A 17,575-nucleotide genomic window follows, 5' to 3' on the forward strand; every position below is an offset into this window, starting at 1 on the left:
TAATTCAAACCGTTCTTTATAAATATAGTTCTTTATAAATATGGTTCTTTATAAATATAGTGTGCTAATGTTTCTGAAAGCAGCTTGTCTTAATATGAGAATTCTGTAGAAAATACTTATTTATTTGCTGTGTACCTAATAGATAAAGGGTATATCCGAAAGGAGGTTTTAGTGAAACGTAACTCACTGATATTTGCTGTTATGTTAGCTGTAGGCAGTTTGTCATGTATGACGGCTTCGGCTGCGGAATTACCGTCCACCCCGCATGTATCAACTTCTGGTAATGCGACAATCAAAGCGGCTCCAGATATGGCGACTTTGTTGATTCATGTGAAAGTGAGTCAGAAAAATGCAGCAGATGCGAAGAGAAAAGTTGATGAGCGTGTTGCAAAATATTTTGATTTTTTGAAAACAAATGGTATCGAAAAGAAAGATATTAATGCGGCCAATATACGGACTCAGCCAGAATATCAGTACGATCAGAAAACAGGCAAATCAACTCTTACGGGATATGACGCTTCCCGCTCAGTTGAAGTCAAAGTTCGTAAGCTGGATCAACTGAATACACTGTTGGATGGAGCCTTGAAAGCGGGATTAAATGAAATTAATTCCGTACAGTTCAGCGTGGCCGATCCTCAGCGCTATCGCGATGCAGCCAGACAGAAAGCAATTGCGAATGCGATTCAACAGGCAACTGAATTAGCAAAAGGTTTTAACAGTAAGTTAGGTTCCGTATATAGCATCACTTATCGTCCGCCTGAAGCGGTGCCTTTTCCAATGAGTCGGTTGCAATTCAAATCAGCTTTAATATCTGCGGCTTCTGCGGAAAATTCATCTGATGAAACTTATGAACCGCAGAGCATAGAGTTTTCTGATCATGTTGATGCAGTTTTTGAGTTACAGCGTTAATTAGTTTCATCATCTTCCTGACGTAACATCTGGCGTCCTAGTTTTAACAGGGCGTCAGTCACTTTTCTCATAGCGCTGCTTTCCGGGGCAAAACGGTGCCAGTAAAGCATACGGCGTTGGCACAAGCCGGGGGTTAAATCAACCAATTTACCTGCCTTCAATTCTTTGTCGATTTGTAAATGGGGGATCATGCAACATGTCGATCCTTGTTTTGCCAATTGAACAAACGCTTCGGACGAGTTAACGATATGACAAGGCACACTACCTGGTGATAAATCAAAATACTGTTGTAAAAAGGCCTGATGCATATCATCCAAATGATCGAACGCAACAGCAGGTGCTTTTAGTAAAGCTGAGCGAGTGACTCCATTGGGGAAAAAACGTTCAGCGAATTTAGGGGAGGAGACGAACAGATAATCAAGAGCACCTAGCTTATCCACCAGACAGCTTGGTAGGGGTTGTGATTGAATACTGATTGCACCAACAACTTCCCCACGTCTCAGGCTTTCTTGTGTACGTGTTTCATCTTCCACCTGAATATTGAGCTGGATAGGCAAATCGGAAAGCACGGGATGAAGTGCCGGTAAGAGCCAGGTTGCCAGACTATCCGCATTGACGGCAAGAGAGAGTAATAAAGGAGTATCATTACCATTTTCATCACCAAGCCATTGTGCTTCGAGCAACTCTACCTGATGTAATAACGCAAGCAATTTTTGCCCTTGTTCTGTAGGGCGGGGGGGGATGGTACGAACCAATAACGGTTGACCGAATAAGTTTTCTAATTGCTTGATACGTTGGGATACTGCGGATTGAGTGATACAAAGCTTTTGTGCTGCACGTTCGAAACCGCGTTCACGGATCACGGCATCCAACGCTTGTAGGGATCGGTAATCAGGGCGTTTCATCGAAAATCAGGTTCTCCGTTTTTACTCTTCTCTTTGAATATCTGGTCACTAGATTGTGTGTTTAAAATTGTGTGTTAAGAAATTGTCGTTGATTCAAAAATATATTGTGTGCTCAAAAGATTTTTGGGTCTAGGTAGCACTATGCCATATTTTTTCACAGGATAAGATAAAATATTGTTTATACTGGTGGCTGGATTTTTCTTGTAATTGATTATAGGCAGTAATTGATATGACACAGGACGAATTAAAAAAAGCGGTAGGTTGGGCAGCGCTGGAATATGTCAGACCGGGAACCATTGTTGGGGTTGGTACAGGCTCAACGGCATCTCATTTTATTGATGCGTTGGGGACGATGAAAGACAAAATTGAAGGTGCAGTATCCAGCTCGGAAGCATCAACGGAGAAATTGAAAAGTCTTGGCATTCCTGTGCTTGATTGTAATGAAGTTAATTCTTTGGACATTTATGTTGACGGTGCTGATGAAATCAATGGCAACATGCAAATGATTAAAGGTGGTGGAGCAGCATTGACCAGAGAGAAAATCATTGCTGCTGTGGCAAGGAAATTCATTTGTATTATTGATGAATCCAAGCAGGTTGATATATTGGGTAAATTTCCGTTACCGGTTGAAGTTATTCCGATGGCACGTGCGTATGTTGCCCGTGAGTTGGTGAAATTAGGAGGAACTCCGGTTTACCGTCAGAACGTTGTCACTGATAATGGTAATATCATTTTGGATGTTCATAATCTTGCCATTCTTAACCCAATCGAATTAGAAAACAAAATTAATGCTATTGCTGGTGTAGTAACTGTTGGCTTGTTTGCTAACCGTAGTGCGAATGTCGTATTGGTTGGTACAGCTAATGGTGTAAAAACGATTGCAGAGTAATTATTAGTTAAGGGCAGAATATTCTGCCCTTAAAAAATTTTTAGATTTATATTTAAAAAATAAAATTCAGATATATATATTGTATGTTTGTCTAATTATCACTCAAAATTCTATATTTATCTCGTAACTAAAATTTTTACTTTGCGTAACAACTTTTTTATTGTTTCTTATGCTGTTTTACAGGCAAACGATTGTATTGCTGTTGACGTTTTTTTTGTTATTTTAGTGAAACCTATCGGCATTACGAAAATTAGTACAAATAAGGCGGATAAATGGTTAAGGTATCTTTAGAAAAAGATAAAATTAAATTTCTGCTGCTGGAAGGCGTTCATCAAAGCACAGTAGATAATTTGCGGGCAGCAGGGTACAGCAATATTGAGTATCATAAGGGCGCATTAGAACCGGAAGAGCTGAAAGAAGCGATCCGTGATGCCAAATTTGTGGGGATCCGTTCCCGTACTCAGTTAACCGAAGAAATTTTTGCTGCTGCTGAAAAATTGGTTGCAGTTGGGTGTTTCTGCATTGGCACTAATCAGGTTGATCTGAACGCCGCAGCAAGACGCGGTATCCCCGTATTTAATGCTCCGTTTTCCAATACACGCTCAGTGGCTGAAATGGTATTGGGAGAGCTGCTGCTGTTATTGCGTCGTGTTCCAGAAGCCAATGCCAAAGCCCACAAAGGGGAATGGTACAAACAGGCTGCGGGTTGTTATGAAGCACGTGGCAAAAAATTAGGCATTATCGGTTACGGTCATATCGGTTCACAACTTAGTGTCTTGGCTGAAAGCATCGGTATGAATGTTTACTTCTTTGATATTGAACATAAATTACCACTGGGGAACGCCCAGCAAGTTCATCACTTATCTGAATTGTTAAATATGAGTGATGTTGTGAGTCTGCATGTTCCTGAAACATCTTCAACCAAAAATATGATCGGTTCGGCTGAATTAGAGCTGATGAAACCGGGGTCAATTTTAATCAATGCCTCACGCGGTACTGTTATCGATATTCCTGCATTAGTTAATGCGTTAGAAATTGGGCATATTGCTGGTGCTGCGATTGATGTATTCCCCGTGGAGCCGGCAACCAACAACGAGCCTTTCGTCTCCCCATTAATTAAATTTGATAATGTACTGTTGACGCCGCATATCGGTGGATCCACACAAGAAGCGCAACAGAATATCGGTTATGAAGTCGCCGGAAAGTTGGTCAAATATTCTGACAACGGTTCTACACTGTCAGCGGTTAATTTCCCGGAAGTTTCACTGCCAGTACATGCTAAGGATACTAATCGATTACTGCACATCCACGAAAACCGTCCGGGTATCTTAACCAGCATCAACCAGGTTTTCACCGATCAGGAAATCAATATTGAAGCACAATACCTGCGTACTGAAGGGGATATTGGTTATGTGGTTATCGATATCATGACGCAAAATCCGGCTCAGGCTGAATTAGTTTTACAACAACTCAGAGCCTTACCAGGTACTATCCGCTCCCGTCTGCTTTACTAAGGCGAGCTGTACTTAATTGAATGAACAAGTGAGTTAGGTGAAAAACACGTAACCAAATAAAATAAGGGCTATTGAAGAAACAATAGCCCTCAAACTAATCTGCTAAACTCAGTCTCTGCAATTATCCCGGCCAATGCCATCTTTTTTCTGGTGTGATAATTTCTGGTAATGGAATATCCCAACTTGCGCTAGGTAGTGTATTAATTAATTGAAAATTGTGTGCCAGCCCAATTGGATAAAAATTTTTCTGTTGCCATTTGGCTAGCGTTCTATCGTAGAACCCTCCTCCCATGCCTAACCGTTGCCCTGTAAGATCAAAAGCAACCAAAGGGATAAACATAACATCCAGTTCAGAGATAGGTAAAACCTGCCTGACGTCCAGTGATGGCTCTTCTATATTAAAGTGGTTGCGGACAAGAGAAGTTTCAGGTTGATAACGTAAGAACAATAGGTGATTCCGGCTGAAAGGGTGCAATACTGGTAAGTAAACCTGTTTATTTTGCTGCCAAAGTTGTTGAATCAATGGACGTGTATCTAATTCTCCGTCAAAGGAGAGATACAGGGCAATCTTCTCCGCTTGGAGGATCTTTGGGTGAGCCATGACTCGCTCGGCAGCCTGTAGAGCAAATTGCAATTGTTGTTCAGGAGAAAGGCTTTTACGCAGTTGTCGTATTTTTTGTCTGATGCTTTTTCGGAGAGAGAAAAAAGAATCTGATTGCATGATACCTGCCTATTTAGTAGTGCAGAAAAGGATACAAAACAGATAGATAGGATTCTCCAAGATGCCGTTACAGGTGGTAACCCTTGAACCCTTGGTTCAAGGTGAACGTGGAGTCGCCTCTATTAGGCTTCTTGGTCTGGCCAAGCATGCTCACAAGAAACGGAGCACCACATTCTGTAGATATGAAATATCGGCTCAGGGGACTTCCCTGCACACGAACACCTCAGAGAAAATTTTTTATCACTTAAGCCATTGGCAGAGAACCATTAAATCAGGAGCCTACCCATTTGGTTTTAAGTAACATCATGTGACCTATTGTATGTAACTAAATGGAGAAAGCAACTGGTTATATTCATCTATCGTGACTACTGCCTGATTTATCAACAAAAATCTGTTTATTGACAGTTAGATGGTCAGCTAATTTTATTACCTTGCTCTAATAAGGCTTGCTCAATAGTCTGCTGGAGCATTTTAATTTTCTGTTCCATATTGTAGGAATAATCACGGGTTTTCATTTTTTCTTGTGCTAACTCGTGACAGATATTCAGTGCCACAATAAAAACCAGTTGCTCAGTGTTAGTCACTCTGGTGCGTTCTTTGAGGTTATGCAAACGCTGATCAAGTTCCTCCGCCGCAGCCTGCAATGCTTCTATCTGCTCTGGTGGACAATTGACACGTAATGACCGCCCAAAAATCTGAATATCTACTGGTTGTGCAGACATGACACCTTCCTGATTTATTACTGTATCGAACCTTTGTTGATACCTTAATTCTGATATACGCCCTTTAGCTTTCAAGGTAAGTTGCTACATGTTATTAGCTGTAACTCGAAATTTGTTGGGGGTAAAAAAACATATTTTGGTATAAAAATAAGGCCGACACCAATCATTACCGTACAATACCAAAAGACAACCTGATTATGTTGTCTGGTATAGCGACTCCCCTTGATGGTAGCATAGCATGAACTTATATCGCCAACGATGATCAATATACATGTCTATACAAAACTCATTACCTAATTATCAATCATTTGATGAAATTTTGCATCAACAGTCCGTTGCACTGACAGCCGCAGAGATGCATGGCTTAATAAGTGGTTTATTATGTGGTGGAAATCACGACAGTAGCTGGCAGACTCTTGTACATGATCTCGCTAATGATGGTCTTGCATTTTCACAGATACTCGCACAGTCAATCAGAGAATTATATGAAGTCACTTTCGAATCACTGGATGATAGTAACTTTAATTTTAATTTACTGCTTCCTGATGATGAAGCTGGTGTTTTTGCATGTGCTGACGCGTTGGCAGGATGGGTAAACCATTTCTTGTTGGGATTGGGGGTTGCAGATCCAAAAATAACAGAAAAAAAAGAAATTCAGGAAGTTATTACTGATTTACGCAATATAGGTATGTTGGGATACGACGAAGGCGAAGATCAAGAAGAGCTATCTCAGGCACTGGAAGAAGTATTGGAATATGTCCGTGTTGCAGTGCAGCTCTGTTACATTGCACTGGCGATGCCCAAAAAAGAAGGCAATACAACGAAAAAAGATGAAAAACCAACGCTGCATTGATTGGTAATTAGCTAATTATTAATAATAACGAGATTGCAGGAGAGGGTATGACTAAACAAGAATATTTATCCCGTCGTCAGGTATTATTGTCAAAAATGGCACCGGCAAGTGCAGCCATTATTTTTGCGGCCCCGCCTGCGACACGCAACTCAGATAGTGAGTATTCTTATCGTCAGCACAGTGATTTTCTTTATCTGACTGGGTTTAATGAACCGGAATCTGTTCTTATTCTTATTAAAAGCGATGAAACTCACAACCACAGTGTCTTGTTTAATCGAGTGCGTGATCTCACCGCAGAAATCTGGTTTGGTCGTCGGCTTGGGCAGGAAGCCGCTCCAGAAAAACTTGGAGTGGATCGTGCTTTGCCATTTAATGATATTGATGAACAACTCTACCTCTTGCTAAATGGGTTAGATGTGGTTTATCACTCTCAGGGGGAATTTGAATATGCTGATAAGATCGTATTCAGTGCCCTGGATAAGTTGCGTAAGAATAGTCGCCGTAATTTCAGTACCCCATCAATAATAGCAGACTGGCGTCCGTGGCTGCATGAAATGCGTTTGTTTAAATCAGAAGCTGAATTGGAAATCATGCGCAATGCCGGGAAAATTAGTGCTCAAGCACATACCAGAGCTATGCGAAACTGCCGTCCGAATATGTTTGAATATCAGCTTGAAGCTGAAATTCACCATGAATTTATCTATCACGGTGCGCGCTATCCTGCTTATAACACTATTGTTGGTGCAGGAGAAAATGCTTGTATCCTGCATTACACAGAAAACGACCGTCGTATGAAAGATGGCGATTTAGTGTTGATCGATGCAGGTTGTGAATATGAAGGGTATGCGGGGGACATTACGCGGACGTTTCCGGTCAATGGCAAATTTACCCGTCCTCAACGAGAAATTTACGACATTGTGCTGAAATCCATCAATGTTTCCCTTGAACTTTATAAGCCGGGTACTAGCATTCGTGAAGTGACTGAGCAGGTTGTGCGCATCATGGTTGAAGAGCTGGTTAAACTAGGCATTATGCATGGTGAAGTGGAATATTTGATTGAGACCAATGCCTATCGCCAATTTTTCATGCATGGTTTAAGCCATTGGTTGGGGCTGGATGTTCACGATGTGGGGCATTACGGTATTGATCGTGATCGCATTCTGGAACCTGGTATGGTACTAACTGTTGAGCCGGGGCTGTATATCGCACCGGATGCTGATGTGCCGTCGGAATACCGTGGTATTGGTATCCGTATTGAAGACGATATTGTGATTACAGAATCAGGCAATGAGAATTTGACTGAGTATGTCGTTAAAGATCCTGATGAAATTGAAGCACTGATGGCACAGGCAAAACAAGAGTACAGTAATCAGGAAGTCAAGCCATAATGAGCGTGATTATCGTGGGAGGAGGGATGGCTGGTGCAACATTAGCGCTTGCTATTTCTTCTTTGAGCCGAGGGCAGTTGCAAATCTCCTTAGTTGAAGCAGCAGAGCCAACACAGGAACATCCGGGTTTTGATGCAAGGGCGATTGCTTTAGCTTATGGTACATGTCAGCGTTTGAGTCAAATAGGTGTCTGGTCTGCACTGAAAAATGATGTCACTCCAATTACTCACGTTCATGTCAGTGACCGCGGTTGTAGTGGTTTTGTCAATATCCGGGCTGATGATTATGACATTCCGGTATTGGGTAACGTGATTGAGTTGCACGATGCCGGAAACCGTCTGTTTGATTTATTAAAACAAGCACCGAATATCAAACTTTATTGTCCAGCTAAAGTGAATGCTGTTGAGCGTCTGGACACGTCAGTTTTTATTACCTTGAATAATGGCAAAGAACTTACGGGTAAACTATTGATAGCAGCGGATGGAAGCCAGTCTTCCGTAGCAAAAGCCTGTAATATCCCGTGGCAGCGGCAGGATTACGGTCAGGTTGCCATCATTGCCAATGTCTTGACATCTGAACATCACCGAGGCCGGGCATTTGAGCGTTTTACTGAACATGGCCCGTTGGCACTGTTGCCAATGTCAGAAGGGCGCAGCTCGTTAGTCTGGTGTCACCCATTGGATAAATGGGCGGAGATTAATCAGTGGGAAGATGCCGAATTTCTTCAGCAACTGCAAAAAGCGTTTGGCTGGCGGCTGGGAAAAATGTTGGAAACAGGTCAACGGCACAGTTACCCGCTGGCCTTATCTACATCCAACCAGCAGATCAGCCACCGTTTGGCATTAGCAGGTAATTCATCTCAAACTCTGCATCCAATTGCAGGGCAGGGTTTTAACTTAGGTATGCGTGATGTAATGGCATTAGCTCAGGTTATTTCGACTGCTGCGATTGAAGGGCACGATATCGGCTCTTATAACGTTCTGACTTGTTACCAACGGCAACGCTTTGCAGATCGTGAAGCAACGATTGGTATTACTGATGGGTTGGTCAGGCTGTTTGCCAATGACTACTTTCCGTTGAGAATCGGGCGTAATCTTGGCCTGATGGTGATGGAAATGTTGCCACTGATAAAGGGCACACTGGCCCGTCAGACATTGGGTTGGGGCGCCCATCGTTCAACGGCAGAATAAGTCAGATTAAGAGGAAATAAAAACATGCAATCATTTGATGTGGTGATCGCAGGAGGCGGTATGGTTGGCCTTGCGCTGGCCTGTGGTTTACATGGTAGCGGCTTGCGCATTGCGATTGTAGAAGAGCATCCACCAACCAGTATTTTTCATACTAATGATGAACATGCGTTGCGTGTTTCTGCCATCAATGCAGCCAGTGAACGGTTATTAACCCATCTCGGTGTCTGGCAGAAGCTCCTCGCAATGCGTGTCAGCCCTTATCAGGGGATGGAAGTCTGGGATCAGGATAGCTTCGGTCGTATTCAGTTCAATGCGGCGGAAAATGGCCTCAATCATCTTGGACATATTATCGAAAATAATGTGATCCGCCAGGCTCTTTGGCAACAGGCTGAAAGTTTATCTGATGTAACTATGTTTACCCCCGTTTCTCTTAAGCATGTTGCCTGGGGAGAAAACGAAGCCTTTATTACCCTGTCCGATGAGCGAATGCTGACTTCACGGCTAGTTGTTGGTGCAGATGGTGCCCAATCATGGTTACGTCAGCATGCAGATATCCCACTGACTTTCTGGGATTATGAACATTATGCATTGGTCGCTACTATTCGTACTGTGGAACCTCATCAAGGGGTTGCGCGCCAGGTTTTTCATGGGGATGGTATTCTTGCTTTCCTGCCACTTTCTGATCCTCATCTATGTTCTATTGTCTGGTCATTGCCTGCGGAATCGGCGCAACAGCGCAAGACAATGGAGACTGAATTGTTCAATCGGCAATTGAGTGCCACTTTTGACATGCGATTGGGGCAGTGTGAGTTGATCAGTGGCCGTCAGGCTATCCCATTAATAGGACGTTATGCTCGTAATTTTGCTGCACATCGGTTAGCTTTATTGGGAGATGCAGCACATACAATCCATCCGTTGGCCGGGCAAGGCGTTAATCTGGGGTTTATGGATGTAGCAGAGTTGATCGGAGAGTTGATCCGTTTGAACCAGCAAGGCAAAGATATCGGTCAACATCTCTATCTTGGTCGTTATGAGCGTCGCCGTAAACACAATGCGGCTGTCATGCTGGCTGGTATGCAGGGATTTCGGCAGCTATTTGATGGGAATAATCCTGTCAAGAAATTATTTCGTGATGTAGGGCTGACTTTGGCTAACCATTTCCCCGGAGTAAAGCCACAATTACTCCGTCATGCGATGGGTCTTCATGATCTGCCGGATTGGTTGATTACTCAAACCTCTTCAGTTGAAAAAATCTAATTCTTTCTCTTGTTTGGGATTAGTTTTTTTTATAACAGGCTAAAGTGTAATCAGTTGGTTTGCTTCACACTTTAGTCTATTTGTAATAAAAAAAAGAATATTTTTTACATATTACTGCCATTTTTTAGCGTTCCCACACAATAAAATAGAAAAAAATTCCGCATGATAGTGAAGGGTTTTTGAAGGCATCATTGTTATGTTGATAATTTATTTTATAGTTCATTTCTATTTTCAGTGATAACTTCTAGTCCAAGGTATCGTTTGCGTTATTAACCGCTTCTTTGCTTCATGATCCAACATTTGCCGGTTAATACGCCGTATGTATGTTACTCAGATCAAGAACGTTTTCATGTTAAAAATGGAAAGAGGGAAATAATGTCAAAACACACCCCACTATATGATCAGCATCTGGCATGCGGGGCGCGCATGGTAGATTTTCATGGCTGGATGATGCCCCTTCACTACGGTTCACAAATCGACGAGCATCACGCCGTGCGTACTGACGCAGGTATGTTCGACGTTTCCCATATGACCATTATAGATTTGCACGGCGCAGGTTGCCGTGATTTTCTCCGTTATCTTCTGGCAAATGATGTTGCTAAGCTGACTGAAAAAGGTAAGGCACTTTATACCGGTATGCTTAGTGCTTCCGGTGGTGTTATTGATGACCTGATTGTCTATTTTTTCACTGATAATTTTTATCGCATGGTCGTTAACTCGGCGACACGCGAAAAAGATTTAGCCTGGATCCAACAACATGCGGAAAAATACCCTGTTGAGATCACCGTTCGTAATGACTTGGCGTTGATTGCAGTTCAAGGTCCTAACGCACAATCTAGAGTTCAGTCTTTGTTAAATGATGAGCAAAACCAATCCATTGCAGGTATGAAACCCTTCTTTGGTGTGCAATCTGGTGACTTATTTATCGCAACTACTGGTTATACCGGTGAAGCGGGTTATGAAATTGCATTGCCTCAGGAACAAGCTGTTGATTTTTGGCAGCAGTTACTGAAAGAAGGTGTTAAACCAGCGGGACTAGGCGCACGGGATACACTGCGTCTTGAGGCTGGTATGAACCTTTATGGTCAGGAAATGGATGAATCCATCTCACCTTTGGCTGCGAATATGGGCTGGACGATTGCATGGGCACCGGAAGAGCGCCAATTTATTGGCCATGAAGCCCTGTTGAAACAGCGTGAAGCAGGGACAGAACAATTGGTTGGGTTAATCATGCGTGAAAAAGGCGTCTTGCGCAGTGGGTTAACAGTTAGTTTCACAGATAAAACGGGTGAAGTACGTTTTGGTGTTATTACCAGTGGAACATTCTCACCTACATTAGGATTCAGTATTGCCCTTGCCAGAGTGCCGCAAGGGGTTGGAGAGCAGGCGATTGTTCAGATCCGTAATCGCGAGATGCCGGTTCAGGTTGTTAAACCGGGTTTTGTCAGGATGGGAAAATCGCTTGTAGGATGATTTTGGTCGCAACATTTTAATGAATAAAAATAAGGAGATGGAACCGATGAGTCATGTACCAACTGAATTAAAATATACCGAATCACACGAATGGATTCGCTCTGAAGGAAATGGCGAATATACCGTGGGTATTACCGAACATGCTCAGCAGTTATTGGGTGATATGGTATTCGTTGATTTGCCTGAAATCGGAGCAGTCATAAACAGTGGTGATGATTGTGCAGTCGTTGAATCAGTCAAGGCGGCTTCCGATATTTACGCACCACTGAGTGGGGAAGTTATCTCAATCAACCCTGCTTTAGAAGGTTCGCCTGAATTAGTGAATAGCGAGCCTTATAACGAAGGCTGGTTATTCCGTATCAAAGTGACTGATGAAAGTGAATTGACCAACCTGCTGGATGCAGAAAGTTATCGGTCACTCTTGGAAGAAGAAGAGTAGTAATCACCGCCCCACATCACCTACGTCACCAACGCCATACAGTGAGTGGGGCGTTTTTTATATGTGCCGTTTTTAGCTAGTTTCAGGAAATTATTATCAATGATCCAGACTCTAATCCAACTTGAAAATCAAGGTGAATTCATTCGTCGCCACATTGGTTCCTCTGCTGAACAGCAAAAAGAAATGCTGGTAATGGTTGGCTCGAACTCTCTTGACGATCTCACTAATAAAATTGTTCCCCGTGATATTGCATTACCAGAGCCACCAGCAGTAGGCGAAGGTGCGACAGAGCAACAGGCACTGGCTGAACTGAAAGCAATGGCAGGTCAGAACAAACGTTACCAATCTTATATCGGTATGGGATATGCCCCCGCAATACTACCGCCGGTTATCTTGCGTAATTTACTGGAGAATCCCGGTTGGTACACAGCATATACGCCTTACCAACCTGAAGTTTCTCAAGGGAGATTAGAAGCCTTGCTGAATTTCCAGCAAGTCACCATCGATCTGACCGGATTAGATCTTGCTTCAGCATCCTTGTTGGATGAAGCCACCGCCGCAGCCGAAGCGATGGCAATGGCAAAACGGGTTAGTAAACTGAAAAATGCGGAGCGTTTCTTCGTAGTTGATGATATTCACCCACAGATATTAGATGTAGTGCGTACGCGAGCGGCAACATTCGGGTTTGATGTCATTGTCGATAAAGCAGAAAAGGTACTGGAACTAGAGGGTATTTTTGGTGTTTTGCTGCAACAAGTTGGTACTACAGGTCAGATCCATGATTACAGTGAACTTATCGCAAAACTGAAACAGCAAAAAATTATTGTCAGTGTTGCCGCGGATATTATGGCACTGGTTATGCTGACTGCACCGGGTAAACAGGGCGCTGATATTGTCTTTGGTTCAGCACAGCGTTTTGGTGTCCCAATGGGATACGGTGGCCCACATGCTGCATTCTTTGCTTGTCGTGACGAATATAAACGCTCAATGCCGGGCCGTATTATAGGTGTTTCCCGCGATGCCGCTGGCAACCGGGCATTGCGTATGGCAATGCAAACACGTGAACAGCATATTCGCCGTGAAAAGGCGAACTCCAATATCTGTACCTCACAGGTATTATTGGCAAATATTGCTGGTATGTATGCCGTTTACCATGGTGCTGAAGGTCTGAAAAGAATTGCGGGGCGCATTCACCGATTGACTGATATTTTAGCTGCGGGTCTACAAAAAGCGGGCATAACGTTACGTCACAAAACATGGTTTGATACATTGGCTGTAGAAGTCGCTGATAAGGCATCAGTACTGGCACGAGCGGAAAAAGCGCAAATCAACTTACGCACTGATATTCTTGGTGCCGTTGGCGTATCATTGAGTGAAAAAAACAGCCGTGAAGACTTGATAACTCTGTATCAGGTTTTAACTGGTTCTGAAACTGTCTTAGATGTTGATGCTCTTGATAGTGAAGTATCAGAGAACAGTCAATCCATACCGGCTTCAATGCTGCGCAATGATGAGATTCTGACACATGATACCTTCCGCCGTTATCATAGCGAAACAGATATGATGCGCTATATGCATAGCCTGGAACGTAAAGATCTGGCACTGAATCAGGCCATGATCCCATTAGGGTCATGCACAATGAAACTGAATGCGGCTGCTGAAATCATACCTATCACATGGCCTGAATTTACTGACCTGCATCCTTTCTGCCCGTCAGAACAAGCACAGGGTTATCAACAATTGATTAGCCAGCTATCACATTGGTTGGTGTTACTGACGGGATATGATGCGGTATCTATGCAGCCAAACTCTGGTGCTCAAGGAGAATATGCTGGCTTACTGGCAATTCGTCATTACTACGCCAGCCGCGGTGAACAACACCGGCATATCTGTCTGATCCCAAGCTCAGCCCACGGCACAAACCCTGCATCTGCACATATGGCAGGTATGACTGTGGTTGTGGTGAATTGTGATAAAGAAGGCAATATTGATCTGGCAGACCTGTGTGAAAAAGCGGAAAAACACCGTGATGAACTGGCTTGTATCATGGTTACCTATCCATCAACCCATGGTGTATATGAAGAAACCATCCGCCAGATTTGCGACATTATTCATCAAAATGGTGGGCAGGTTTATCTTGATGGTGCAAATATGAATGCTCAAGTTGGGATCACAACGCCGGGCTTTATTGGTGCTGACGTTTCACACTTGAATCTGCATAAAACCTTCTGTATTCCGCATGGTGGTGGTGGTCCGGGTATGGGGCCGATTGGTGTGAAAAAACACCTTGCACCTTTCCTTCCGGGGCATTCCGTGGTGGAAATGGGATCATTAACCACATCGGGTGCCGTATCGGCCGCACCATTCGGCAGTGCGTCTATTCTGCCGATTAGCTGGATGTACATTCGCATGATGGGAGCAAATGGGTTGAAACAAGCCAGTCAATCTGCGATTTTGAATGCAAACTACATCGCTGCTCGTCTGAAAGGTGCTTATGAAATCCTTTATACCGGCCGCGATGGTTACGTTGCCCATGAATGTATTTTGGATATTCGCCCACTGAAGGAAGAATTCGGCATCAGTGAAATGGATATCGCCAAGCGTTTGATTGACTATGGCTTCCATGCACCAACCATGTCATTCCCTGTTGCTGGAACTCTGATGGTTGAGCCAACAGAATCAGAAAGTAAGGTTGAAATTGATCGTTTTATTGATGCGATGCTGGCAATCCGCGAAGAAATCCAAAAAGTGGCGGAAGGTCATTGGCCGCTGGAAGATAACCCGCTGGTGAATGCACCACATATTCAGGCTGAGCTGATTGCTGACTGGGGCCATGCGTACAGCCGTGAAATTGCCGTTTTCCCGACAGCAGAGACAAAAGCAAATAAATATTGGCCAACGGTGAAACGTCTTGATGATGTGTATGGGGATCGTAACTTGCATTGTTCCTGTGCACCAATTGAAGATTATCGTTAAGCATGAATCATGGTGTTGTGAATTGATTTAGAATAAAATTGATTAGAAATAAAAGCAGTGTTGAGAGCCATCTCACACTGCTTTTTTATATCAGCTAGAGGCCATCCGCTGAAATAATTCAATCCTTTTCTAAGGTGATAAAGTGGCAAGAATTCATTTTGTGGTACATGAATATTTTGAAGCACCTGGGGCATATGAAGATTGGGCTAACGCAAGAGGATATCAGACTACATTTTCACGGGTTTATCTCGGTGATAAATTACCAGATTCAATAGAGGATATTGATTTTCTGATAGTAATGGGTGGGCCGCAAAGCCCCGCAACCACAACGACTGACTGTGCACATTTTGATGCAGCAGCGGAAAAGCAACTCATTGTAAAAGTTTGGTTTATGCTTTCCAGTGTCATATGGAACTGACTACAGAGGTAGTTGAATTACTTATCCAAAATTCAGAAAAAGACCTTAGTAAAGCGGATAAGTATACATTTGTTCAAACACCGGAAATATTACGCTCCCATGATTATAGTGAGATGAATAATAAGTTATTTGTTTTTCTCGATAAATTGGCTAGCCAATATATGAAGTTAAATTGATTGATATAATTGTCACGACGATTTTTCAGTCGTGACGATAAACTGAACACTTTTAATTGGGAATAGAAAATTACACTTTTAACCAACCTTTTTCTCTTGCTGTTTCCAGTTGTGGTAGCAAATATTTCCAAAATTCAGGGTAACTTTCAGAAATAAACTGGAGCAAGTTAAAAACTTGTTCAAAACGAATACCATTTTCTACCCAACTCTGCCCATTATTATGCAAATTCATCAGTACTGGCATAACCCTGTCGAGCATTTTAGCGAAACATGCTTCAGGTGTTTCTCCGTCTTCATACTCGTACCAAAGGGCGAGAAAATAATCTCTCTGCGTTTCTGGTAGTAAACCGAAAATGCGCTTGGCAGCTTGCACTTCTTGTTCATGAATAGCTTCACGAGCAGCCAAATCAAACGCGATAACATCACCGGCATCGATTTCCACGATATCGTGAATCAATGCCATCTGTATAACACGGCTGATATTTACCTCTCCGGCATAAGGGGCAAAACTGATAACTGCAAGAGCAAAGTGCCAGCTATGTTCCGCAGAATTTTCATTGCGCTGATTGTTCAGAATTTTCGTTTTACGGTGGACATATTTTAATTTATCCAGCTCCATAATAAAGGAGATAATATCGGTAAACGGGCCGAAATTAACAGGAGATTCAGTCGATGACATAAGAAATTAAACCTCAAATATTATTTTTCTTCCAATGAATAAGGCAGTGTCTGAATAGAGAGAGAATGCCCTTCATCATTGCGAATACGGAATACATTGTCTGTTTCCATATCATTGCTCATAACGATCTGTACCCAAACGGAGCCATCAGCCAATTTGACCGCAGCGAGAACTGAGCCAGTCCGGCGCCACTTATCGCCTAACTGCCACTCCAGTTCATCACCTGCTACAGGAAGAGAAGAGGCGCTACCTGCCAGCCAATACATTGCCCGCTTATTAGCACCGCGATATTTAGCACGTGCCACTATTTCCTGACCGGCATAACAGCCTTTTTTGAAACTGATACCACCTTTGATGGCCTGAAGATTAGTCGCCTGTGGAATAAATTGTGTGCTGCTTGCTCCATCAATTACGGGGAACCCTGCTTCAATCTCCAGTGCTAGCCACTGTTGGCTATCGTTCAATTGTGCCTGAAATTTTTCAACTAACACTTCTGCTAATTTTGTTGCAGTAGTGCTATCTGTAACTAAAAGAAAACGTTCTGTAGGGAGGGAGAAATGAAGAATAGTTGTTGTTTCATGTTGGATAACGGTTGCTTCTGCATCAGGTAAAGTGAGGAAAAGTGTTGCCAGTGCTTCCCGGCTTCCTGCTCCGGCGATACCAAGCAAGATATTTTTTTCGTCTTTGGCAAAGGTCACTTTGGAGAATACAGCATACTTTTTCAATTCAGCCAATTGCGTATCTAATACCGAACGACGTTCAATATAGGCAAAACCTTCTCCACGATGAAACAGCCGCAGATTGCTCCACATCTTTCCTTTGGCATCACAATGAGCACATAGTACATGTTGATTTGCATCCAGGGAGTTAATATCTGCGGTCACCTGACCTTGCAGATATTTTTCTGTATCAGCCCCGATTGCAGTGGCCATTGCCCAATCATCAAGGGAAATTAATGTCAGTGGAAGTGTTGTGGAAGATAATGGAGATTGTGCAGAAAACGGAATTTGGTAAGCCATAACAGCTCCTGCCATAAACTATCTGAGAAATAACGTTAATGGTAAAA

15 protein-coding genes, 1 other RNA gene and 1 pseudogene are annotated in these 17,575 nt (G+C 43.0%); 11 read left to right on the plus strand and 6 right to left on the minus strand.

From position 1 onward, the window contains the following. The first annotated feature begins 171 nt into the window (after positions 1-171). Positions 172-909: an oxidative stress defense protein gene (locus ABLA85_RS01640; protein ID WP_367960774.1), complete on the plus strand. Its 738-nt coding sequence runs from the start codon at positions 172-174 to the stop codon at positions 907-909. On the opposite strand, the gene ABLA85_RS01645 is transcribed toward ABLA85_RS01640, so the two are convergent. Continuing rightward, positions 906-1,814, minus strand: coding sequence for a LysR family transcriptional regulator ArgP (locus tag ABLA85_RS01645; RefSeq protein ID WP_367960776.1), 909 nt, complete (start codon positions 1,812-1,814; stop codon positions 906-908). The genes ABLA85_RS01640 and ABLA85_RS01645 overlap by 4 nt on opposite strands. Positions 1,815-2,043: 229 nt before the next feature. On the opposite strand from ABLA85_RS01645, the gene rpiA reads away from it, so the two are divergent. Together rpiA and serA are read left to right on the plus strand one after the other, a co-directional pair. Beyond that, positions 2,044-2,703, plus strand: a complete 660-nt coding sequence (gene rpiA / locus ABLA85_RS01650) for a ribose-5-phosphate isomerase RpiA (RefSeq protein ID WP_367960778.1) — start codon at positions 2,044-2,046, stop codon at positions 2,701-2,703. 272 nt (positions 2,704-2,975) lie between these two features. Then, entirely contained in the window at positions 2,976-4,217 is a 1,242-nt protein-coding gene (gene serA, locus ABLA85_RS01655; RefSeq protein WP_367960779.1) for a phosphoglycerate dehydrogenase, read from the plus strand. Between the two features lie 121 nt (positions 4,218-4,338). On the opposite strand, the gene ABLA85_RS01660 is transcribed toward serA, so the two are convergent. From ABLA85_RS01660 to zapA, 3 genes are all read right to left on the minus strand, one after another. After that, complete coding sequence (locus ABLA85_RS01660) at positions 4,339-4,938, minus strand: 5-formyltetrahydrofolate cyclo-ligase (protein WP_367960780.1); 600 nt, start codon at positions 4,936-4,938, stop codon at positions 4,339-4,341. A gap of 49 nt (positions 4,939-4,987) precedes the next feature. Then, positions 4,988-5,171: non-coding RNA, 6S RNA (gene ssrS, locus ABLA85_RS01665), on the minus strand. Between the two features lie 180 nt (positions 5,172-5,351). Continuing rightward, a complete protein-coding gene (zapA, locus tag ABLA85_RS01670) occupies positions 5,352-5,660 on the minus strand; it encodes a cell division protein ZapA (RefSeq protein WP_038270060.1) in 309 nt (102 codons plus the stop codon). A 271-nt stretch (positions 5,661-5,931) separates the two neighbouring features. Between zapA and ABLA85_RS01675 the strand changes: the two genes are divergently transcribed. The 8 genes and pseudogenes from ABLA85_RS01675 to ABLA85_RS01710 all read left to right on the plus strand — a co-directional run bounded on the left by ABLA85_RS01675 (position 5,932) and on the right by ABLA85_RS01710 (position 15,830). Beyond that, positions 5,932-6,513: a YecA family protein gene (locus ABLA85_RS01675; RefSeq protein ID WP_367960782.1), complete on the plus strand. Its 582-nt coding sequence runs from the start codon at positions 5,932-5,934 to the stop codon at positions 6,511-6,513. A 47-nt stretch (positions 6,514-6,560) separates the two neighbouring features. Next, positions 6,561-7,901, plus strand: coding sequence for a Xaa-Pro aminopeptidase (gene pepP, locus ABLA85_RS01680; RefSeq protein WP_367960783.1), 1,341 nt, complete (start codon positions 6,561-6,563; stop codon positions 7,899-7,901). After that, the gene (ubiH, locus tag ABLA85_RS01685) at positions 7,901-9,091 is read left to right on the plus strand and encodes a 2-octaprenyl-6-methoxyphenyl hydroxylase (RefSeq protein WP_367960784.1); all 1,191 of its coding nucleotides are present in this window, start codon (positions 7,901-7,903) and stop codon (positions 9,089-9,091) included. Before pepP ends, ubiH begins: the two co-directional genes overlap by 1 nt. A 24-nt stretch (positions 9,092-9,115) precedes the next feature. Continuing rightward, a complete protein-coding gene (ubiI, locus tag ABLA85_RS01690; protein WP_367960786.1) occupies positions 9,116-10,348 on the plus strand; it encodes an FAD-dependent 2-octaprenylphenol hydroxylase in 1,233 nt (410 codons plus the stop codon). A 375-nt stretch (positions 10,349-10,723) separates the two neighbouring features. Then, positions 10,724-11,821, plus strand: coding sequence for a glycine cleavage system aminomethyltransferase GcvT (gcvT, locus tag ABLA85_RS01695; RefSeq protein ID WP_367960788.1), 1,098 nt, complete (start codon positions 10,724-10,726; stop codon positions 11,819-11,821). Between the two features lie 46 nt (positions 11,822-11,867). Continuing rightward, positions 11,868-12,260 carry a glycine cleavage system protein GcvH gene (gene gcvH, locus ABLA85_RS01700; protein WP_367960790.1) on the plus strand — a complete coding sequence of 131 codons (393 nt, stop codon included), beginning with the start codon at positions 11,868-11,870 and terminating at the stop codon, positions 12,258-12,260. A gap of 99 nt (positions 12,261-12,359) precedes the next feature. Next, positions 12,360-15,236, plus strand: a complete 2,877-nt coding sequence (gene gcvP, locus ABLA85_RS01705) for an aminomethyl-transferring glycine dehydrogenase (protein WP_367960792.1) — start codon at positions 12,360-12,362, stop codon at positions 15,234-15,236. A gap of 142 nt (positions 15,237-15,378) precedes the next feature. Beyond that, positions 15,379-15,830 (plus strand): annotated as a pseudogene (locus tag ABLA85_RS01710) (hypothetical protein). Positions 15,831-15,900: 70 nt separating this feature from the next. On the opposite strand, the gene ABLA85_RS01715 reads toward ABLA85_RS01710, so the two are convergent. Both ABLA85_RS01715 and ygfZ read right to left on the minus strand, forming a co-directional pair. Next, a complete protein-coding gene (locus ABLA85_RS01715; RefSeq protein ID WP_367960794.1) occupies positions 15,901-16,509 on the minus strand; it encodes an HD family hydrolase in 609 nt (202 codons plus the stop codon). A gap of 20 nt (positions 16,510-16,529) precedes the next feature. Next, complete coding sequence (gene ygfZ, locus ABLA85_RS01720) at positions 16,530-17,528, minus strand: tRNA-modifying protein YgfZ (protein WP_367960796.1); 999 nt, start codon at positions 17,526-17,528, stop codon at positions 16,530-16,532. Between the last annotated feature and the right edge of the window lie 47 nt (positions 17,529-17,575).

It is taken from the genome of Xenorhabdus sp. SGI246, assembly GCF_040838225.1.
In the GTDB taxonomy this organism is placed as follows: domain Bacteria; phylum Pseudomonadota; class Gammaproteobacteria; order Enterobacterales; family Enterobacteriaceae; genus Xenorhabdus; species Xenorhabdus indica.